Genomic DNA, 20,117 nt, shown 5'->3' with positions numbered 1-20,117 from the left:
GTATCCATCACTTTTCACTCTCTATCCGTCACTTTTTCCGTTTTATCCGTCACTTTCCTCCCTCTATCCGTCACTCTTTGCGATTCCCTCATTTTCGCCTCTCCACCCGCGCCTTCTTCATGCGTATCCATCACTTTTCACTCTCTATCCGTCACTTTTTCCGTTTTATCCGTCACTTTCCTCCCTCTATCCGTCACTCTTGATGTTCCGCTCACTTTGCCTCACCATCTCCCCACAAAAAAACTACAATTCAGTCTGGCTGAATTGTAGTTCGTTTCTATTCCATGATCCAATACTGTCTATGTTTCTTTGTTCTGTCTGCTTTTAATGGGAGCTGCTATAGTAGCTTGTAGGCGACGTTTGGGGAATCGATGGCAAAGAATTCGCGGAAGCTTTTATTGGTGAGCTTTGGACCTACTAATAATCGATAATCTTCGAGGGCTTTTTTCAATGCATCCTGGTCGACCCATTTACAGCGAGGGCAATGCCATTTTTTATAATGGTAGTTCATTGGCTGACCATTCGCACAATGGGGACATAGAACCCCCTTTACCATCTCCTCAAGAGGCACCTTCACCTCTCTTTTTATTGTGCTATGCAGGGACATGAGGTGCATAGCAAATCGAAAGAGATTTTCAGTCTCTACTGGTTGATGCCGGTCGAACCATTTATGTAAATGTGTACGTAATCCGGTTACATGAAATATTGGCTGTCCATGAAAACCTTCTGATAAAATTCCATTTTTTGTTGCTAGCACGACTGCATGCAAAACAGGCAATTGAAATTTTTCTTGATGTAACAGTTTTTTCATCCATCCTACATGTCGTTCAAGTTGAAGAAATGGGTCAGTCATTCCCTCTACCTTGCCTTCTGAGGTCATCCGTGTCAATTGTGCAAAGGCGGTATCATATGAGAGAACGCCTGTTATATTTTTGATTTCTACAATCAGTAAAAAGTGTCGACATAGAAAAATGGTGTCCATTTGATGAGTAGAGCCGAAGTTATTCATCGTTTGAAAATCATGGAGAAAATAATAGGGGGTAGGTAGGTCTATCTCAAGCCATTCTGCATCCACACGCTGTTCGCCTGCGTGTCCAGCCTTTAAACGTCTTAAGTTTTCATCATAATTCGAGTACTCCCGGTGAGAGTTTGAGAGTCTTCGAACAATGGCTTCTAGTGTCTTCTGTGTTTCCGATGTTCGACGTGCTAATAGAATCATTTATTCACCTCCTGTCTTGATTATATAAAAAAAGAACCTCAACAAATGAGGTTCCTAAAAACTTGCCATATACATTTAGTAAAATAAATCTTTCATTCATTTCAGTAGTTCAAAAGCCTTTGCTTTCGTGCATCCATTTACTCGTGCTATCACTTTTCTATACATTCTTCCGTAATAAATATAAAAAGTAAGGAGCCCCGATAAAGGCAACAATGATACCCGCTGGTACAGTTGCAGTAGCAATGGCAACACGACCAATAGTATCGGACAGCATTAATAGACTTGCGCCAATGAATAATGTCAATGGTAAAAAGAATTGGTAGCGTGGTCCGACAAGCTGTTTGGCAATATGAGGTGCCATCAACCCTATAAAGGCAATACCACCTGTTACAGAAACTGCTGCTGCTGCTAGTGCCACAGCGACGATTAATAAGCGTAACCGTTCGCGCCCGATATTCATCCCAAGACCTACAGCTGTTTGCTCCGTCATCGCCAAGACATTTAGGACATTGGATTTATAGAAAATATACGGAATCCCCACGACAAGCCAAGGCACTAAAGCCCAGAAAAATGGCCAATCCGTACCCCAAACACTACCTGCAAGCCATTGGGCAATAAATTGCACATCACTTCGCTCTGCTGAGGAAATTAATACCATCATTACGCCAGATAAAGCAGAGGCTACCCCTACCCCAATTAAAATCAGTTGGACGGGTTGCACTCCTTTATTGCGTTGATAAGAGAAAAAGTAAATGCAAAGGGCAGTGAAAAGCGCACTACAAAATCCTACAACTGGCAATATATAAGCAAAGTGTGGAAGATCTCCATTTACAAGTAAATAAAAGACTGTAATCCCGACACCTGCTCCTGCATTAATACCAATGATCCCCGGATCTGCTAAATCATTGCGTGTAACCCCTTGTAGGACTGCACCTGCTAAAGCTAATGCCATCCCAGCCGCTGCTAATACCAACATTCTTGGTAAGCGAACTGAGAATAATACGAAGGATTCTTTAAAACTACCATCGCCTAGCAAGGTTGGGAGAATGCGATCAAACGAAACAGAGGCAGGTCCTAAAGAAATGCCTAAAACAAAAATGAATAACGTGACGATAAGCCAAGTAAAAAACCATTTTCGCTGTTTTTTGCGACCTTCTTTAAACAAATTGGCGTCCTCCCTTCCGTACTAATAGTAGGAAGAATGGTAGACCAAGAATCGAAACAATCGCTACAACCGGCGTTTCAAATGGTGCATTAATCATACGTCCTGCAAAATCAGCGGTCACCATAAACCAGCCGCCAATAATTGCGCTCATCGGTAAGACAAAACGATAGTCTGTCCCTACAAATGCGCGAACAATATGCGGAACCATTAAGCCAACAAATGCTAGATTCCCAACAAGAGCTACGGCAGAGCCTGCTAAAATAACGACAGCAAACATCATAATACCTTTAATCAAAGTTGTGTTTTGCCCAACACCTACCGCTACTTCTTCATTTAAACTTAAAATCGTTAATTGACGACTAAAAGCAAATGACAATAGGAGACCAATGACAATGACCGGAACGATCAATAACGCCTGCCATGTCGTGCCAATGAATCCGCCACTTGTCCACATCGAAACATCCTTGGAAATTTGAAATAAAATGCCCGTGCCTTCAGCAACCGCTTGTAATAAAGCAGTAACTGCTGCACCAGCTAAAACAAGTCTCAATGGAGAGAAACCTTTCTTAGTAGAGGCACCGATCCCATAAACGATCATCATACCAATTCCAGCCCCAATAAAGCAGGCTAAAATTAACGTATAATAGGAAAATTTCGGGATAAACGCCATCGTTAAAGCAAGGGCAGCATTTGCCCCTGCTGTTAAACCAAGTAGCCCTGGATCAGCTAATGGATTGCGTGTAACCCCCTGCATAATCGCTCCCGCAACTGCGAGTGCACTGCCAACAAAAATGGCAGCAATGATACGAGGAAATCGAATTTCACGTAAAATCGTGTAATGCTTACCACCACTTTGTCCGACAATTGCTTGATAGACATCTTGAATGCTCGTATTCGCTGCACCTAAGCACAGCGAGATACTAGCCGTGCCGATTAATACGATCAATGCAAGCAATACCTGAAGCCAAAATGGTAACTGTCGAAACTTTGTCATTTGCCTTCGCTACTCTCTACTAATTATTGTAAAAATTTTTCTTCAAAGAACTTTAGTTGATGTTCTAAAGTGATCGGGTCATTGAAATAAAAGGCATTTGCATTCACTTCAAATAAATGACCATTTTTCACTGCTTCTAAATCTTTAAACCATGCTGCATCTGTAAATGAGTTATCTTGGTCTTGGAACATACTGAAAATCACATAATCCCCTGCATAATCCCCTAAAACTTCTTGAGAAATTGCATAGTAGCCAGGCTCTAAAGCTGTTTCTTTAACTTTTTCAGGCATTTTCAAGCCCATTTCTTGATATAAAATCTCTGTTCCACGACCCCAGTTATCGCCATAAATATAAAATTGTTTATTAAAGTTTTCCGCCACTGTTACAGTTGCATCTTCACCGATTTTTTCTTTAATTTTTTTACCTGATTCTGCTGCACGTGCTTTAAAATCTTCTACCCATGCTGTTGCTTCTTTTTCTTTATTGACAACTTTACCGATTTCAATAAATTGTTGTAAATAATCTACTTTCCCATACGTAAATAATACAGTTGGTGCAATTTCTGATAATTTATCAGCATTTTCAATACCATTTAAACCAATGATTAAGTCTGGCTCTAGCTCAAGAATTTTTTCAACATCTGTATTTTCAACAACTACTGCATCTTTAATAGCATCTTCAAAGTTTGGATTTTTTGCTGCCCATGCATCTACACCGACAACATCAACATCAAGCTGTAATAAATCCCCTACAAAAGAAGATAATACGACTACACGTTTAGGGTTTGCCGGTACTTCAATAGGACCTGCTTCTGATTGATAAGTAATTGTCTCAGCTGAAGTTGCTTCTTTCGAGCCTTCATCAGCCTTTTCTGTTTTCTCTTCTTTATTGCCGCACGCCGCAAGTACGAGTACAAGCATCATAAACATTGGTAATAACCACTTCTTCATTGTCTTTCATTCTCCTTTAAACGGTTTGTAATAAGTTATATGTAATGCACATTGGTTTGTTCGTTCGTGGATCTTGACCAATTACAGCATCAATATTAAACACTTTTTTTAATACTTCTGGAACCATGACTTCTTCAGCTGTTCCAAATTTCACAAGCTCTCCTTGTGACAGTGCCACAATATAATCAGAAAAACGTGCAGCTTGATTTAAATCATGGAGGACCATAACAATCGTGCGCCCTTGTTCTTCATTGAGCTTATAAAGTAACTCTAGAACCTCTAATTGATGTGCCATGTCTAAATAGGTTGTCGGCTCATCTAAAAATATAATGTCGGTTTCTTGAGCTAAAGACATTGCAATCCACACTCGTTGACGCTGTCCACCTGATAAAGCATCTACAGATTGTAAGCGGAAGTCTTCTGTTTTTGTCACTTGTAAAGCCCAGTCAATGACCTCTTTATCTTTCTGTGATAAATTGCCAAAGCCCTTTTGATAGGGAAATCGACCGTAGGATACAAGCTCTTCCACTGTTAAACCATGTGCACTTTCTGGGCTTTGCGGTAAAATAGCCAGTTCTTTCGCCAATTCTTTCGTGTTCATCTTGGAAATATTTTGACCATCCAGAATGACCTGTCCACTCTCATGCTTTAAAATACGTGTAATGGCCTTTAATAAGGTAGACTTTCCGCAACCATTTGATCCAATGATCGTTGTGATTTTGCCATCTGGAATTTGCAGCGATAAGTCATGCACAATCGTTTTATTCTCATAACCAACACGAATCGATTCTACTTCTAAACGCAATTCGGACCCTCTCTTTCTTTTTACTTCATTCCATGCTATTATAGGCACTGTTAAAAATGATAATCATTATCACTAAAATTAGTCTAATTTTATGATAAGATTTTGTCAATTACTTTTTTACTATTAATTAAGGATGTGGCAATAAAAATGCAACATGTGTATGATGTGACAATTATTGGCGGAGGCCCTGCTGGCTTGTATAGCGCCTTTTATAGTGGTTTACGAGGATTAAAAACAAAATTAATAGAGAGCCAATCTCAACTTGGTGGAAAAGTATTACTTTATCCTGAAAAGCTTATTTGGGATATAGGAGGTCACCCCCCTATTTTAGGCGAGAAATTTGTTAAACAATTGATCCAGCAAGCTAAAACATTTGACCCTACGATCCTAACAAACACAAAAGTAGATTTTATTGAACAACAAGAAAATCTATTTATTGTACATACAGCAACTGGTGAAAGGCATTATTCAAAAACAGTTCTACTAGCGGTTGGTGGAGGGATTATTAATCCTCAGAAACTAACGCTGGAAGGTGCTGAGAAATATGAAATGTCCAATTTACACTATACCGTTCAATCCTACAAACGTTTTGTAAATAGGGATATCCTTATCTCTGGTGGCGGCAATGCGGCCATTGATTGGGCTGTCGAACTGAGCCCTATCGCTAAAAGTGTGACAGTGGTTTACCGTAAAGAAACATTATCAGCGCATGAGGCAACCGTAAAAGAAGCTATTGATGCTGGCGTCCTTATTGAATGTAATACGACGATTACAAAGCTTTTAGCAAATGACGATAAAACGGCTATTCAATTAGTGAGATGTGAAAACTCAAAAACAAAGGAAAGCTACACTCGTCAAATTGATGAGGTCATCATTAGTCATGGCTATAATTGTGAAGCGTCCCTCACGTTTGATGAAGCGATTTCGATTCCTAAAAAGGATGATTATTATTTTGAAGGCAAAGCAACAGGTGAAACCGTACAGCCTGGTATTTTTGCGGCAGGAGATATTTTATCATTTGAAGGAAAAATTAATTTGCTACTTGGGACATTCCAAGATGCAGCCAATGCGGTCAACTCTATTAAAACTTATTTAGAGCCAACTGCTTATCGCCATGGAATGGTGTCCTCTCATAATGAACTATTTAAAGAGAAAAACCGCTCCATTATCGAAAAGGAACTTGTCCCATCCCATTAATCATAATAGAAACCCTCTTAAGAAAGCATTCTTATGAGGGTTTCTTTCTTTTATCTGAATAAACTTAATAGTGCCCCCATCTGTCTTAACATATTTACGCCATTCGTAATCGTTCCAGCATGACCCATAATTGTATTTAGATGATCTGGCAACCTCCCTCCTATTCTAGGACCTTGAAATTGCTGATTGGGTGGATAGTTAGGTTGCATCGCTCTACCTCGAAATGGAGGACCAAAAGTTCCCATATTGTTTGAAGGATAGACTCCTCTTCTATAATTCGGCTGAAAATGTGGCATTTATACACCTCCTATCTAAAAGCTCTTCCCTAGTATATGTGCGTCTTTTATGAAGGAATTAGACGTATGAAGAAGTATCAAAAATTATCTATTTTTGTCCTATAAAAAATAGGGATTTCTAGCTTTTTACCATATGTAAGGGAACCATACTAGTTTTCTTTTCATACTATATAAAAAAGAAGGTGGTTTTCATTCAAAATTCTAATTATCTCCAATTTTTAGCGAAATTTGGTGTGGGTGGTGCCCATCCTGGGGGCATTAATCTATCAAAGGAAATCATGAAGAATGAGCGTATTCTACCAGCCTCACATATTTTAGATGTTGGCTGTGGAACAGGACAAACAGCTGCCTATTTGGCTTCCCATTATGCAGCCCACGTAACGGGTATCGATATCAATCCCATCATGATAGAAAAGGCGCGTCACCGCATGAAAAAAGCACATGTATCAGTCAATATCATTCAAGGCTCGATTGAGGAAACATCATTACCCAATGAAGCATTTGACTTTGTCCTTGCTGAATCAGTTCTTGCCTTTGTAAATAAACAACGTGCATTGCAAGAGATTTTCCGTTTATTGAAAAAAGGTGGACGCTTAATTGCCATTGAATTTACCGTCCCTATGCTCCTTTCCACACAGCAGGCAGACGACATCCAACAATTTTACGGATTTGATGCGCTCCTCACGAAAAAGGATTGGGTTGCTTTATTCCAAGAGACAGGGTTTCAAGATATTCGCATACAAAAAAACAAGGATATCTTATCCAAGCCAGAATTCCACATTTCTAAGGATATCGAATCCACCTTGTATGATGTCATGGATCAGCATATGAGGATGAACGAAAAATACGATACTATTTTAGATTATCGCATCTATATATGTACAAAATAATCTTTTAGCCAGCATACAAAGCGTTGCTGGTTTTTTGTTATGACACCTGTCATATAGTTTCTTTGACTCGTGTGAATAGGTTTTCCCCTCCTGTTTTTCTTATCATGAATTTAAGAAAAACAAAGAAAGAGTGATAGAACAATGCAAACACAACAAAGGCTTCCCTTTATCGATATGCTAAGAGGCTTCGCTGTCTTAGGAACGCTCGGAACAAATATTTGGATTTTTGCTTATCTCGGTGATTTATCGTATATCACAACGAGTAATTATACTGGTTGGTGGTCTTTCAATGATTTTTTACGAATGTTAGTGCTATTTTTCGTCAATGGAAAGCTCCTAGGATTATTAACGATTATGTTTGGAGTAGGTTTACAGCTAAAATACCAGCAAGCACTTCGTAAAGGAAATGCTTGGCCAGGCATGTATCTATGGACGATTGTCTTTTTAGGGTTGGAGGGACTGCTTCATTACACACTTGTCATGGAATATGATATTTTAATGAGCTACGCCGTTACGGCTTTTATCGTGGCTATTGTAATTAGATTAGGCGACAAAGTGATGACATGGGCTTTCTATCTTTTTGGTAGCTTTCATGTCCTCCTCATTCTCTTTATTTTTGTCATTTCCTTGCTTGCTGGTAGCGTTTCCCTAAATGGTATTGAAACTGTTGCAGCCATCTATGAAAATGGTACATGGCTGGAGCAAGTACAGCATCGCGTAACAAACTTTTTATTTTATCGGACAGAAGCTATTTTTATTATCCCTATGAATGTTTTTTTATTTATTCTTGGCGTCAAGTTCATGCGCAATGAGGTTTTTTCACCAACGAATAAAGGTCATCAGGCTCGGCAAAAGCTGTTTACAATCGGTGTATTCATTGGCATTCCATTAAATTTGCTAATTTTTATTCCAGGGGGGCTTTTTGATTTACCTGTTCGTTATTTATGTGCTCCGATTCTATCGATTGGCTATATTGGAATTTTAGGTAAACTGGTAGAATATAAGAGGCTAGATTGGCTTTGGCAACGATTTGCCAATGTCGGCAAAATGTCATTAAGCTGTTATGTGCTGCAAAATGTGCTGGCGTCTATTATTTTTTACGGCTGGGGACTTGGCATAGGTGGTCATGTAAATAGCATTCTTATCATAAGTATTTGGATTGCCCTTTCTTGCCTACAGCTAGTACTAGCAACATTTTGGCAGCAGCAGTTCCATATTGGCCCGATGGAATGGGTACGTAAAAAAACGATTCACGCGCTGACAAAGAATAAGCAACAGAGGATGGTGTAAGCCATAAAAATATATCCCAGAGAACAAGTTAAACATTATTTAATTATCGATGTTGTATCTATAATTGTATTAGTAGCCATGGTGTTATGGTCTCAATCCGCTCTCCCTTTCATAGCTAAATTAGCTATTTTATTCTTGTACCTAGGTGCCTTCTATATGGCTTTATGGAATCGAGATTGGAAGCTACTACTTGCCTCAATTATAGGCTTCCTTCTTATTACCATCCTTGCTATTTACGAGGACATCTTCATGCTTATTTTCGGATTTACCTTTGCCGATTTATTAGGAAGAGCGAAATCAAAATGGCATATTGCTAGCGGAATTTTAGGGATGGCTGTCATGTTTTTAATCGTTTTCTTGGCGACCACAAATTCCCTAGCACTTGTTGATTCACAGGTACTAGTACCCATGATGATCATTCAATTGGTATTCCCTATCCTCATTTATTTTGTAGAAAAATCGAAAAATCTACAAAACGAATTGACAGATGTTAATACCCAGCTTGTTCAGCAGGAGGAAAGACAGCGCATTGCTAGAGATCTTCATGACACCATTGGTCACACCCTGACGATGATTAAAGTGAAAACAGAATTGACTACTAAACTTATCGACCGGGATCCTTCCAGTGTCAAACAAGAATTAAACGACATATTAGCTACAACGCGTACAGCCCTAAAGCAAGTACGTGAGCTTGTTTCGGATATGAATTTCGTGTCTCTACAAACGGAGCTGCACCACTGCCAGCAGCTATTACAAAGTGCCAATATTAAGACCACCATTCACAATCACTGTCCAAAAATTGTTCTTTCAAGTGTTGAGGAAACAATGCTAGCTTTATGTGTACGTGAGGCTACTACTAATATGCTAAAGCATAGTCATGCTCAGAACTGCCATATGCAAATCCACTGTCGAACTAGACAATATACCATTGCTATTCAAGATGATGGGATTGGTTTGGAACAAAAGGGACTGGGCAATGGCATGAACTCGATGAAAGAAAGAATGCGTGTTCTGCAAGGGGATGCCCTGTTTGAAGACAATACAAAGACAGGCACAAAGGTGATATTGAGCATACCCATTCAAGATGGAAAGGAGCCCCCGTCATGATACGAGTTTTACTAGCAGAGGACCAACAAATGTTACGTGGTGCCTTAACATCCCTTTTGTCATTCGAACCCGATATTGAAGTAATCGCTGAAGTTTCTGATGGTCAAAAAGCATGGGACTACATTCAGCAGGAATTACCCGATGTTTGCCTTGTAGATATTGAAATGCCCCATCTCTCAGGGTTAGAACTTGCAGAAAAAATTAAAGTGGCCAATTTGCCCTGCAAAGTGATGATTGTCACAACGTTTGCACGCCCAGGCTATTTACAAAAAGCAATGGATTGTGAAGTACACGGCTACTTACTGAAAGATGAACCGATTGATTATTTAATCGCTACGATTCGCAAGATTATGCAGGGTGAAAAGGTGGTCAGTAAAGATTTAGCCGCTACTTTATTTATGAAGGAGCAAAATCCTTTAAATGAGCGAGAAATTGCCGTGCTACAACTAGTGAAGGAAGGCTTAACCACTCACGAAATCAGTAAACAATTATTTTTAACTAAAGGTACCATTCGTAATTATTTATCAACGACTATACAGAAACTACAAGTAGAATCAAGACAGCAAGCTGCTCAAATAGCGAGTGATAAAGGCTGGCTATAAATCAAAAAATCTCGCCACCACTGTGACGAGATTTTTTTATAGGAGAACATATGACTGTTTATTTACCTTGTAGAACTACATTTGTCGCAGTAGCCCAATTATTTAATGGCATTACTGTATAGCTTACACCAGCTTTTAATGTGCCACCATTCGCAATATCAAAGATCCCTACTGCCCCTTTACGTGATGAATATCGATATTGAGCTTGTAATGTGCTGCCATCATTACCACGAAGTTCGACACTTCGGCCAGCTAATAAATCCGATTGGGGATCATTTGTTAATTGTAATTCAAATGATTGACTATCGATAGCATTAGCTGATTGCAATGTAAATGGTGCCTTTTTATTGGCAACAAAGCTCTTTTCATCAATTTCTGCCCATTGAGAATACACTCGGTATGTGACACCTTGTTTTAAAGTTTGACCTGCTGGTAATCTAAATTGAGGTGCTTGTTTACCATCAGCTGCTTGTGTGAAAGGCACATAATTAGCAACAAACTCCTCCCCTTCACTTGTTTTCACTGTCACATAGCGATCACGTAAAGAAGAAATAACATCAAATCGCTTCCCACTTGCATCACGATTTTGACGATTTATGCTAAATGCATGATCTCCACGTCCTCCACGGTAAGCCTCAATGATATTGGCATAATCCACCACACCATCCTCTTGGAATGACTCCAATGTAAAAGTATCATCAGTTACTTGCGTCACATTTCGTACAAGTACTTTTTCATCTGTCCCTTCAAAGACTCTATTACGTTGTTCTTTATAGCTCAATCTGTAGACGAAATCATCTTCCTGGAACGTAACAGGTACAATATATGTACTCGTAGAATCGGTCATTAATCGTGGAACATTGACAATCTCTAAATTTCCATTAAAATTAAAATCTTTTTTAATTGCCTCTAAATTGTTTGGATCAATATCGGCTGCTGCTAAAGGTTGGGTAAATGTAACTTGTAATGTCATTGTGTTGATTGGCTTAACTTTAGTAATTCTCGCCACCTGCTCATTGTTCGCAGCTGCTACTACTTTCTGACCTGCTGCATCTGCATTTAACGGCTCACTAAATGTAACTAGACCTGCTGATAATACCGATAAAGCTAGTGCTGCTGGGACAATACGTTTTCTCAATTTCATCTTACAAACTCCCCTTTTGGTTTAATTTGGTTTACAATATTTATCATAAAGTCCATATCTAAACTGCCAATAAATAAAATATTAAAAAAGAATTAAAAAATAGAGAAATATATTTAAGATTAGAGTTGACGATAGAAAAGAGCCATCGAGAGTGAACTTCTCGACGGCTCTTATTCAGGACGACTATTAGATGAATGACTTTAGGGAGAAATGAGAAATATAGTGCTTTATGCAGAAAAGTGCTTGGAACGAAGAGCGACGACTCCTGTACCGGCTTTATTTGGCTCCTGCGGCAATAAGGATTTCTTCAATCTCCTTAAACCCTTTCTGTTTCGCGTGCTGTAAGGGTGACACATTATTTTTATCTGGAATATTGACGTCAGCACCATAATCAACCAACAGTTGAATGGCCGTTTGCTGTGTCGGATTGCCGTTATTTAATACAATCGCTTCCATTAATGCCGTCCATCCCAAATGATTGACATGATTCACATCGATATTAGTGGTAGTTAATAATTCCTCAATGACATCAATATAGCCGTGCTCAGCTGCAGGAATTAATGCCGTTCCCCCATAGCGATTTACAATTGTAGGATCGGCACCTGCTTGAATCGTTAGCTTTAATATATCCAAATAGCCTTCCGCACCAGCATATAAGAAAGGCGTGTTTTTCATATCATCCTGGATGTTTACATCGGCACCTGCATCGATTAGTAATTTCGCTACTTCCACATCCTGATTATAAGTAGCAATCATTAATGCTGTTCGATTATTTGAGTCCTGCGCATTAATATCTACTTTTTCATTGATAACCCTTTTAAGCGATTCTATATTTCTATTTTCTACCGCTTGAAACAATTGACTAGCCAAATCTGTTGCCACCTCCTCATTTCCATCTTTATTAAGCTTTATGGCCTCCGTATCATTTGGGGCACATCCCTGCAGTAAAAATGATAAAGCGATCGTGACCGCTTGCATTTTTTTCATTTGCCATGCACCTTCCTCACTAGGTAATTTCGTTGTTATATTCTTAGTTTACAAGTCATTGCTAAATTGCCTATTAACCATTTCTTAAAAAAGTCTAAAATTTCAATAAAAAAACCTCGTCAAGACGACGAGGCGTTGATCTTATACATTTAGGCGGTAACCTGCACCCCATACGGTTTCCAAAAACTTGGGCTGTGCAGGATCACGTTCAATTTTTTCACGAAGCTTTCGTATATGCACAGTAACGGTGGAAACATCTGCAGCGGATTCATAGCCCCAGTTTCGCTCATATAATTGTTCTTTACTTAATACTTGATTTGGATGTTTGACAAAAAATACAAGCAAATCGAATTCCTTAGTTGTAAAGGCCACTTCTTCACCATTCACAAATACCTTACGAGCGGATGTATCGATCGTAATACCATGGATAGACAACATATTATTCGTTGGCTGGTTAGACGCTAAACGCTCATATCTTGATAAATGCGCCTTGACCCTTGCCACAAGCTCACTTGGACTAAAGGGCTTGGTAATATAATCATCTGCTCCTAAACCAAGCCCTCGGATTTTATCTATATCCTCTTTTTTTGCCGACACAAATAAGATGGGAATATTGTTCACTGCTCGAATTTGTTTACAAATTTCAAAGCCATTCATTCCTGGAAGCATAATATCTAAAATAATTAAATCATAATCTCCATGAAGTGCCTGCTTCAGCCCCTCATCGCCATTATGTTGTATATCTACCATAAAATCATTAATTTCTAAATAATCACGTTGGAGCTCTGCTATGCTCACTTCATCTTCAATTAATAGTATTTTTTTCATGATCTTTCCTCATTTCCTCATCCTTTTTCAATGAAATGAAAATGCTCGTTCCCTTTGTCAATTCGCTCTTTGCCCAAATATCGCCGCCCATTTCAAGGACGATTTGTTTTGCAATCGCTAACCCAAGACCGCTACCACCTGTTTGCGAATTTCGAGAAGGCTCCGCACGATAAAACCGGTCAAATATATGTGGTAATGCTGTAGGATCAATACCCGCACCATTATCCGTAACTTGAATGATGGCATCATCTACTCGTTCATGCAGGGAAATAATAATTTGCTTATAGGGTTTATCCATATATTTTTCACTATTGCTCAATAAATTAGATAAGACACGTCTTAACTTATCCCTGTCTGCCATAGCAAAAAGCGGTGAGCCTGCTGATATATATTGTAAATGAATATCTCTGGCAATAAAGTCAAAACTAGCATCCTCCACATAATCATGCATATATTGTTGAAGATTCACACTGTCCATTTGGAACGGAACCTTTTTCAAATCCAATTTGGAAAATAAGAATAATTCATCAATTAATACGTCCATATCCTTAGCTTTCGTATAGATCGTCGTTAAATATTTATCCATTTTCTCTTCGGTATTCGCTACACCATCTTTAATACCTTCTACATAGCCAATAATAGAGGTCATCGGTGTTTTTAAATCATGGGAGATATTCGATAAAAGTTCTTTCCGATTCTCTTCATATTGAAGCTGAATTTGTACAGACTCCTTGAGCTTGACTCTCATTTCCTCAAACGATCGATTGAGCTGACCTATTTCATCATTAGAACGAGATGATATTTCAAAATCTAAATCACCCGATTTAATTCGTTGAGCCCCTTCTTTTAAGGCTGTGATAGGGTTAATGATACTTCTAGACACTAAATAATTTAATAAACCAATAATCATTAGAAATAATACAAATAAAATACCTAATAAAATAGGTAATAATTCTCGCGTTATTTCCGCATGTGAACTTACCTCTCTTAAAACAAAGATACTCCCCTCCGTTTTGTCAGGGAAATAAAAATCAAACTTCACATACGTATAAAACGCTTGATTGATCATGATTGTGTCACGTGAATTAATATTGGTCGCCTCAAAACCTGGTAAACTTTGCAGTAATAATTGTTGATGCTCTTGCTGTGTGGCATAAACAATTTGATGGTCTTTCCGCACTACAATCTCAATGGAAGGAGCATTGATCGTTTGTAGCTGTTCAATATCTAAAAGCTGCTGGGGATTATTTTTAGCCAATAATTTCAAATCTAAAAAAGCATTTTCCTCTACTGTTGTTAAAGGCTTTTGGACATATGACTTTTTATAAAAATGCTCAATTGCTTTAACATCACCTGTGATCGCAAAGGCAAAAAGAAAAACAGCTGCAAGTAAAAGCGTGATTGCAATAATAATAACGCCTACATAAGATAGCAAAAACCTCGTTTTAATCGACATCTAAATTCCCCCAATTAGCTGAAACTAATAGCAATGTACCATACAAATCTTAAAACTTTATAAAATCGCGCTGAAAAATCTATAAATAATTTTTAGCATCAACATAGTATTCGGCTTACACCATATGAAATAATCAACACAAAAAAAGATACGACACCTTTTGGTTGTGCCGTATCCATTATCGTTATTTAGTTTCTTCTGCTCTTAGTTTCTTTTTAGTTTGCCATCCTAAAATGAAATATTCAATCAACACCACTGCGATCAATGAGGCACCGAATAATGGCATGATAATCCCTAAAATAATAAGGAAGATGACGAAAGGAAGTGAGATTTTATGTGAAATTTGTGGTGGAGCAGACAGCTCACCTTTTTTCCTACGTAAAATCCAAGTGCGAATTCCCCATACAATTACTGCTAAAAAGGCTAAACATACGAGTAAGTTTAACAGCTTATTTGGCCAGCCAAACAAATGTCCTTCATGTAAAGGAATGCCCCATGTAAAGAACTTCGCCAGCATACCATAATCCTTGTAGTTAACCTGATCAATAAACTTGCCGCTATATTGATCAAAATACATCGTTGCTTCGTCTGTAGGCTTGACATCAAGTCCTGTTACACCTGAATTACTAGCCTTTGCCACTGTATAAACGCCTTCTTCGTTTGACGGATAAATAATCGAATACGGTTTGGCGATATTCATGGCCGTGATTTCTTTTTCAAGATTAGCAATCGTCATTTGGTTGTCGTTTGTATAACGGACAGACCCACCACCGTGATGCTGTGCATGTTCTCCCTCAGATGTTGGAGCCTCTAATTGACGAGTTGCCCACGGAATCTCAGACACATCTGATGTTGGTGGCTTTTGCTGTAATAATGGGTAGCCGAAAGTTGGACTTTCTGACGCTATATTGGCCAGTATTGAACCTTGAAAAGCCGACCATAAAAGCCCTGTAGAAATAAACATCACCATTGGAATAGTAATGATGGTCCCAACAAGCGCATGGTATCTCTTACTTTTTTGTCGTTTATTTTCCGACTTGCGCTTTTTCAATAAATCGCCTTTAAATGTCATATAAAGTCCGGATAGCAATAAAAAGATCGTCCAGCATGCCGCAAGTTCTACTAAATAATTGACAAATGTACCACCAATAAATAGAGAGCTATGGGTATTTCTCATAATATTAGAAAATGTATAATTGGCATCCTGACTACCAACCATTTGATTTTGATCATCTAAAAATACATATTTCTGTTCATTGCCATTTGATAAAGTTAAACGTGTATTATAAGGCTCTTCCAACATAATCACTTTTGTCGTGGAGTATCCTGCAAATGCTGCCTCTGCTTTTTCCACTGCTTCATCAATAGTTAAGACCTCTTCTTTATGGCTATCGCCAAAAAAATAATCATCATATAAACGATTTTCTACATCTGTAAAAAACAAATAACCGATCCCACTTAATGTGAGAGATAGCAGTAATGGCGTAATACACAGAGCTGCGAAAAAATGCAAACGCCAAAACCTTGAATAAAGCAGATTTTTCATTTTTAATCTCCAATCTATTTGATCAAATACACCTCACCGTAATTGCCGCTGTTGTTAGGCTGCGACCAGATTTTGAAGAGGAGCTTGGCCGGAAAGTTCATCTTCAAAATCTGTGATATCCGCTTGAGGCATTATCTTGATTCAGTAGGCGTTTGAACACTCAATTAGCATGCATCCCCCTATGAAGGAGGAACCTTCTGTATTACAAACATTTGCTGAATGAAGATAAATATCAAATTTATTATATAAAGTAAAAGTGAAATATGAATGAAGTCCTAAAGGCAGTTTTATGACAAACAAATGTATTCCTAGTGGTATTATGCTATTTATCAATAAAAAAATCATAGCCAAACAAGTAATGATACAAATTTGGCTACGAATTAGGGTAAATTTATAAACTCATATTCACAAGGATTTTACATTGGCTACGATCTTTCATTAGTGCTTCAAATCCTTTTTCAACGATATCCTCTAAAGCAATTTGGCTTGTAATCACTGCCTGCCCATCGATTACCTCACGTGCTAGTAATCGAATGACCTCTGGGAAAATATTCACGTAAGCGAATGAACCGCTAATTTTCACTTCAGGTGAAACTACCGCATTCGGATTGAATTCAACTGGTTTTTCCCAAACACTGACGATTTTAAATTCACCACCCGGATGAACAGCACTTACGCCGCTTGAGAAAGTTGCTTGTACACCTGCTGCGTCATATGCAACATCCACACCGCCATTTGTTTTTTCACGAATAAAGGCAACAGCATCTGTGTCGATTGGATTAACGACATAGGTTGCGCCTAGCTCCAATGCTTTTTGGCGTCGTTCATCAGAAACCTCTACTACAAAGATTTCACTTGCTCCTGCTGCTTTCACAGCTTGCAAAATTAATAAGCCAATGGGACCTGCACCAAAAATAGCGGCTGTATCTCCTAGCTTTAATTGACTTTGACGAACAGCATGAACAGCTACGGCTGTAGGTTCAACAAGTGCGCCTAGCTCTAAGCTCATACCTTCAGGGAGATGATAAATATTTTCCTCACGAACAACAGCATATTCTGCAAAACCACCTGAAATCGTATAGCCATATGACTGGCCGCTTTTACATAAGTTTGAATAGCCACGTTTACAGTTCGCACATTTTCCACATGGGATAGGTGGTTCCACTGCCACACGATCTCCCACTTTGGTGTGAGTGACACCCTCTGCCACCTCCACCACTACTGCCGAAAATTCATGTCCTAATATTGGCTGTGTACGGAAGGCATAAGCACCTCCTACATACTCATGTAAATCACTGCCACATATCCCTGCAAATGCGATTTTTACTTTCACCATTCCATTTTTTAGTACAGGTAGTTCGGCTTCCTCTACGCGAATATCTTTCATGCCATAAAATTTTGCTGCTTTCATTGCGATTACCTTCTTTTTTAATAGTTTGTTTGTAGACCATTTAACACGAAATCGACTGCAAGATCTGCAATTTGTTCAGGTGTTAATGGCAATGCGGATCGATTTAAAAATGGATTATTGAGTGAGTACATTAATGTCCCCATGATGAAGTTAAGAGCAATATCAATGGAATCAAAATGAATTGATCGTTGCTCTAAACAAGCTTGTAAAATTGTCCGAAGCTGCTCCCAGGAAGGTAGAAATACGTCCTTCAGCATCTCTAATCGTGGACTATTCATCACAATTTCTTGCTGTAAAATATCAATTAATTCATGCTCATGTATGCGATAAAGGACAAAGTTTCTGCAAAAGCTACGAAGTGCTTCTAGTGAATTATTGACATCATAATGCGCATTCATAAAAGTATGGCGGAGTGGCTCGAATAGTGCATTAAAAACATTTTCTTTGCCACCGAAATGATAGGAAACAAGGGCGAGTGATACATTTGCTTCATCACAAATTTGTCTCACCGTCGTTCCATCGTATCCTCTTGAAGAAAACAATAATTTTGCCGCCTGTAAAATTTGATCTTTTACCTCTTTATTTTTTTCTTTTAGTATTAAATCTTTTTTATCGACAGGTCTCACCTCTTTTTTGAACAAATGTTCAAAACGATTGTTCAATAGAATCTTACGCCTCCTACAAAATGTTGTCAACAAATGCGCAATAAAAAAGGCTACCCCATAAAGAAGTAGCCCTTCAAACTTTCACTATCCAATTAATTCCTTCATCACATTTGCATACGCTGCTAAAATAGATTGCTCATGTGCCGTATCATGCCCAACATATTGTTCAACAAGCTCCTTCAAAGGCTTTGGCTCTTGCATAATTTCAAATTTAAATAAACTTTCATAGTACTCAACAACTTGTGGATTCATGTGGACCACTCCTTTAATAATTTACATAAAAAAGACATCTTTCCCTCATTAGAAAGATGTCTTTTATGACAAATACACGACATAATACGATGTTTGCCATATGGAAAAAAGCTTTCTATTATTCATAGAAGCTACCTTGTTAGCAATCATCATACTATGAGCATGCAGGAGAATTTCTCTAGTCACACTCAACACCCCCTATCCGCGTAGGTTTTTTGGCTGTACTGGATAAAGGCAGGTCTCCTGGCTTATGTTCATCACACCTTTCACCTTCCCATTACAAGGCGTAACAGTGGTCTCTTGAAATGTGCTCCCATTTACAGTTGCGGGACAGCGTCGGATTTTCACCGATCTTCCCTTTTAAACAAACCCAATTCGGTTTGTACCTCTATCCTATTATTCCGTTTTTATTATTATACCATAAGGTTTGTTCGATCTTAATAGATTCAAAAAAACTATAGTTTATTCACCCATTCAGCTATTTCCACCATATTTTTAGCATTGCACACCCTATTTAAAGTGAATATTGCAAAAACTAATTACATTAGTTAAAATAAAAATAAGATTAGCTTATAGGAGGTATTATAAGAATGAAGGTTTCGACTATTAACACCGTATATCAATTGTCATTTATGCCAAGAATATTTCCTGTTAATTGTTATTTTGTAGAAGAGCAACATGAGCTAACACTGATTGATGCCGCATTACCATATAGTGCAAAAAGTATTATAGATGTAGCTAAAACTATAGGAAAACCAATAACGAAGATCATTATTACCCATGCACATAATGATCATCTAGGAGCGTTAGATACATTAAAAGAAGAAATACCTGATTGTCAGGTGTACATCTCTTCAAGGGATGCCCTCTTATTGGAGGGGAATAAAACTTTGCTTCCTAATGAAAAGGCTGTACCGATTAAGGGAGGGCTTCCTAAAAACATTAAAACGAAACCAGACCTATTACTGGAAGAAGGTGCACGGGTTGGTTCATTAGAAGTGATTGCAACCCCAGGTCACACTCCTGGTTCTATTACTCTTTTCGACACACGCAATAGAAGTTTAATTGCTGGAGACGCCCTTATAACAAGAGGAAAGCTTGTCGTATCAGGTATGATGAATCCATTATTTCCGTTTCCTGCCCTTGCTACATGGGATAAAAGCACAGCACTTGAAAGCGCAAAAAAATTAAGTAAATTAAATCCAAGCCTACTAGCTGTCGGACATGGAAAGATGTTAATGCAGCCACAGAAGCTTTTGGAAATAGCTATTGCAGAAGCAGAAAGAAGTTTACTAAGACAATAGGAGATGAGG

20 protein-coding genes and 1 riboswitch are annotated in these 20,117 nt (G+C 38.4%); of the genes, 6 read left to right on the top strand and 14 right to left on the bottom strand.

The features are described 5' to 3' along the window. Positions 1 to 337: 337 nt before the first annotated feature. The 5 genes from AC1Q6O_RS07375 to AC1Q6O_RS07355 form a co-directional block, all read right to left on the bottom strand. On the bottom strand, positions 338 to 1,219 hold the full coding sequence (locus AC1Q6O_RS07375) for a nuclease-related domain-containing protein (RefSeq protein ID WP_492401019.1): 882 nt from the start codon (positions 1,217 to 1,219) through the stop codon (positions 338 to 340). A gap of 157 nt (positions 1,220 to 1,376) precedes the next feature. Beyond that, positions 1,377 to 2,384, bottom strand: coding sequence for a FecCD family ABC transporter permease (locus AC1Q6O_RS07370; RefSeq protein ID WP_008175751.1), 1,008 nt, complete (start codon positions 2,382 to 2,384; stop codon positions 1,377 to 1,379). Next, positions 2,377 to 3,378 (bottom strand): FecCD family ABC transporter permease, encoded by a 1,002-nt coding sequence (locus tag AC1Q6O_RS07365; RefSeq protein ID WP_008175749.1) that lies wholly within the window; start codon positions 3,376 to 3,378, stop codon positions 2,377 to 2,379. Before AC1Q6O_RS07365 ends, AC1Q6O_RS07370 begins: the two co-directional genes overlap by 8 nt. A gap of 23 nt (positions 3,379 to 3,401) precedes the next feature. After that, positions 3,402 to 4,328 (bottom strand): iron-hydroxamate ABC transporter substrate-binding protein, encoded by a 927-nt coding sequence (locus AC1Q6O_RS07360; protein WP_008175747.1) that lies wholly within the window; start codon positions 4,326 to 4,328, stop codon positions 3,402 to 3,404. Between the two features lie 16 nt (positions 4,329 to 4,344). Then, the gene (locus tag AC1Q6O_RS07355; RefSeq protein WP_036125139.1) at positions 4,345 to 5,133 is read right to left on the bottom strand and encodes an ABC transporter ATP-binding protein; all 789 of its coding nucleotides are present in this window, start codon (positions 5,131 to 5,133) and stop codon (positions 4,345 to 4,347) included. A 147-nt stretch (positions 5,134 to 5,280) separates the two neighbouring features. On the opposite strand from AC1Q6O_RS07355, the gene AC1Q6O_RS07350 reads away from it, so the two are divergent. Beyond that, the gene (locus tag AC1Q6O_RS07350) at positions 5,281 to 6,330 is read left to right on the top strand and encodes an NAD(P)/FAD-dependent oxidoreductase (RefSeq protein WP_090001867.1); all 1,050 of its coding nucleotides are present in this window, start codon (positions 5,281 to 5,283) and stop codon (positions 6,328 to 6,330) included. Between the two features lie 50 nt (positions 6,331 to 6,380). Here AC1Q6O_RS07350 and AC1Q6O_RS07345 read toward each other — a convergent pair whose 3' ends face one another. Next, the gene (locus tag AC1Q6O_RS07345; RefSeq protein ID WP_036225075.1) at positions 6,381 to 6,626 is read right to left on the bottom strand and encodes a hypothetical protein; all 246 of its coding nucleotides are present in this window, start codon (positions 6,624 to 6,626) and stop codon (positions 6,381 to 6,383) included. 182 nt (positions 6,627 to 6,808) lie between these two features. Here AC1Q6O_RS07345 and AC1Q6O_RS07340 point away from each other — a divergent pair, with 182 nt between their 5' ends. The 4 genes from AC1Q6O_RS07340 (at position 6,809) to AC1Q6O_RS07325 (ending at position 10,515) form a co-directional block, all read left to right on the top strand. Next, positions 6,809 to 7,516, top strand: a complete 708-nt coding sequence (locus AC1Q6O_RS07340) for a class I SAM-dependent methyltransferase (protein ID WP_239354471.1) — start codon at positions 6,809 to 6,811, stop codon at positions 7,514 to 7,516. A 141-nt stretch (positions 7,517 to 7,657) separates the two neighbouring features. Beyond that, positions 7,658 to 8,806: a DUF418 domain-containing protein gene (locus tag AC1Q6O_RS07335; RefSeq protein WP_492401018.1), complete on the top strand. Its 1,149-nt coding sequence runs from the start codon at positions 7,658 to 7,660 to the stop codon at positions 8,804 to 8,806. Positions 8,807 to 8,884: 78 nt separating this feature from the next. After that, positions 8,885 to 9,913: a sensor histidine kinase gene (locus tag AC1Q6O_RS07330; RefSeq protein WP_375105506.1), complete on the top strand. Its 1,029-nt coding sequence runs from the start codon at positions 8,885 to 8,887 to the stop codon at positions 9,911 to 9,913. Beyond that, a complete protein-coding gene (locus tag AC1Q6O_RS07325) occupies positions 9,910 to 10,515 on the top strand; it encodes a response regulator transcription factor (protein WP_008175733.1) in 606 nt (201 codons plus the stop codon). The genes AC1Q6O_RS07330 and AC1Q6O_RS07325 overlap by 4 nt, the downstream gene beginning before the upstream one ends. Before the next feature lie 58 nt (positions 10,516 to 10,573). On the opposite strand, the gene AC1Q6O_RS07320 is transcribed toward AC1Q6O_RS07325, so the two are convergent. From AC1Q6O_RS07320 to AC1Q6O_RS07285, 8 genes are all read right to left on the bottom strand, one after another. Then, a complete protein-coding gene (locus tag AC1Q6O_RS07320; protein WP_089984918.1) occupies positions 10,574 to 11,659 on the bottom strand; it encodes an Ig-like domain-containing protein in 1,086 nt (361 codons plus the stop codon). Positions 11,660 to 11,935: 276 nt separating this feature from the next. Continuing rightward, a complete protein-coding gene (locus tag AC1Q6O_RS07315) occupies positions 11,936 to 12,646 on the bottom strand; it encodes an ankyrin repeat domain-containing protein (RefSeq protein WP_107921848.1) in 711 nt (236 codons plus the stop codon). A 141-nt stretch (positions 12,647 to 12,787) separates the two neighbouring features. After that, positions 12,788 to 13,474 carry a response regulator transcription factor gene (locus AC1Q6O_RS07310; protein ID WP_036125131.1) on the bottom strand — a complete coding sequence of 229 codons (687 nt, stop codon included), beginning with the start codon at positions 13,472 to 13,474 and terminating at the stop codon, positions 12,788 to 12,790. Beyond that, on the bottom strand, positions 13,452 to 14,930 hold the full coding sequence (locus tag AC1Q6O_RS07305) for a sensor histidine kinase (protein ID WP_089984921.1): 1,479 nt from the start codon (positions 14,928 to 14,930) through the stop codon (positions 13,452 to 13,454). Before AC1Q6O_RS07305 ends, AC1Q6O_RS07310 begins: the two co-directional genes overlap by 23 nt. A 184-nt stretch (positions 14,931 to 15,114) precedes the next feature. After that, positions 15,115 to 16,476 carry a PepSY-associated TM helix domain-containing protein gene (locus tag AC1Q6O_RS07300; protein WP_089984923.1) on the bottom strand — a complete coding sequence of 454 codons (1,362 nt, stop codon included), beginning with the start codon at positions 16,474 to 16,476 and terminating at the stop codon, positions 15,115 to 15,117. Positions 16,477 to 16,867: 391 nt separating this feature from the next. Next, positions 16,868 to 17,887: a 2,3-butanediol dehydrogenase gene (locus AC1Q6O_RS07295; RefSeq protein WP_492401017.1), complete on the bottom strand. Its 1,020-nt coding sequence runs from the start codon at positions 17,885 to 17,887 to the stop codon at positions 16,868 to 16,870. Positions 17,888 to 17,904: 17 nt separating this feature from the next. Further along, the gene (locus AC1Q6O_RS07290) at positions 17,905 to 18,549 is read right to left on the bottom strand and encodes a TetR/AcrR family transcriptional regulator (RefSeq protein ID WP_342532571.1); all 645 of its coding nucleotides are present in this window, start codon (positions 18,547 to 18,549) and stop codon (positions 17,905 to 17,907) included. A gap of 87 nt (positions 18,550 to 18,636) precedes the next feature. Beyond that, positions 18,637 to 18,804, bottom strand: coding sequence for a hypothetical protein (locus AC1Q6O_RS07285; protein ID WP_008175715.1), 168 nt, complete (start codon positions 18,802 to 18,804; stop codon positions 18,637 to 18,639). A 216-nt stretch (positions 18,805 to 19,020) separates the two neighbouring features. Then, positions 19,021 to 19,209: riboswitch (cobalamin riboswitch) on the bottom strand. A 185-nt stretch (positions 19,210 to 19,394) separates the two neighbouring features. On the opposite strand from AC1Q6O_RS07285, the gene AC1Q6O_RS07280 reads away from it, so the two are divergent. Further along, positions 19,395 to 20,108: an MBL fold metallo-hydrolase gene (locus AC1Q6O_RS07280; protein WP_164908689.1), complete on the top strand. Its 714-nt coding sequence runs from the start codon at positions 19,395 to 19,397 to the stop codon at positions 20,106 to 20,108. Positions 20,109 to 20,117 lie beyond the last annotated feature (9 nt).

It is taken from the genome of Lysinibacillus sp. GW823-FHT06C08, assembly GCF_058795135.1.
Note: the sequence above shows the minus strand (reverse complement) of the source record. Positions and strands in the feature narration are given on the sequence as shown.

What these genes read in the sequence shown, in the direction of transcription:
- AC1Q6O_RS07375 (WP_492401019.1), bottom strand. Translation starts at nt 1,219, where the DNA reads ATGATTCTATTAGCACGTCGAACATCGGAAACACAGAAGACACTAGAA.
- AC1Q6O_RS07365 (WP_008175749.1), bottom strand. Translation starts at nt 3,378, where the DNA reads ATGACAAAGTTTCGACAGTTACCATTTTGGCTTCAGGTATTGCTTGCA.
- AC1Q6O_RS07360 (WP_008175747.1), bottom strand. Translation starts at nt 4,328, where the DNA reads ATGAAGAAGTGGTTATTACCAATGTTTATGATGCTTGTACTCGTACTT.
- AC1Q6O_RS07350 (WP_090001867.1), top strand. Translation starts at nt 5,281, where the DNA reads ATGCAACATGTGTATGATGTGACAATTATTGGCGGAGGCCCTGCTGGC.
- AC1Q6O_RS07345 (WP_036225075.1), bottom strand. Translation starts at nt 6,626, where the DNA reads ATGCCACATTTTCAGCCGAATTATAGAAGAGGAGTCTATCCTTCAAAC.
- AC1Q6O_RS07335 (WP_492401018.1), top strand. Translation starts at nt 7,658, where the DNA reads ATGCAAACACAACAAAGGCTTCCCTTTATCGATATGCTAAGAGGCTTC.
- AC1Q6O_RS07330 (WP_375105506.1), top strand. Translation starts at nt 8,885, where the DNA reads ATGGTGTTATGGTCTCAATCCGCTCTCCCTTTCATAGCTAAATTAGCT.
- AC1Q6O_RS07325 (WP_008175733.1), top strand. Translation starts at nt 9,910, where the DNA reads ATGATACGAGTTTTACTAGCAGAGGACCAACAAATGTTACGTGGTGCC.
- AC1Q6O_RS07320 (WP_089984918.1), bottom strand. Translation starts at nt 11,659, where the DNA reads ATGAAATTGAGAAAACGTATTGTCCCAGCAGCACTAGCTTTATCGGTA.
- AC1Q6O_RS07315 (WP_107921848.1), bottom strand. Translation starts at nt 12,646, where the DNA reads ATGAAAAAAATGCAAGCGGTCACGATCGCTTTATCATTTTTACTGCAG.
- AC1Q6O_RS07310 (WP_036125131.1), bottom strand. Translation starts at nt 13,474, where the DNA reads ATGAAAAAAATACTATTAATTGAAGATGAAGTGAGCATAGCAGAGCTC.
- AC1Q6O_RS07305 (WP_089984921.1), bottom strand. Translation starts at nt 14,930, where the DNA reads ATGTCGATTAAAACGAGGTTTTTGCTATCTTATGTAGGCGTTATTATT.
- AC1Q6O_RS07300 (WP_089984923.1), bottom strand. Translation starts at nt 16,476, where the DNA reads ATGAAAAATCTGCTTTATTCAAGGTTTTGGCGTTTGCATTTTTTCGCA.
- AC1Q6O_RS07295 (WP_492401017.1), bottom strand. Translation starts at nt 17,887, where the DNA reads ATGAAAGCAGCAAAATTTTATGGCATGAAAGATATTCGCGTAGAGGAA.
- AC1Q6O_RS07285 (WP_008175715.1), bottom strand. Translation starts at nt 18,804, where the DNA reads ATGAATCCACAAGTTGTTGAGTACTATGAAAGTTTATTTAAATTTGAA.
- AC1Q6O_RS07280 (WP_164908689.1), top strand. Translation starts at nt 19,395, where the DNA reads ATGAAGGTTTCGACTATTAACACCGTATATCAATTGTCATTTATGCCA.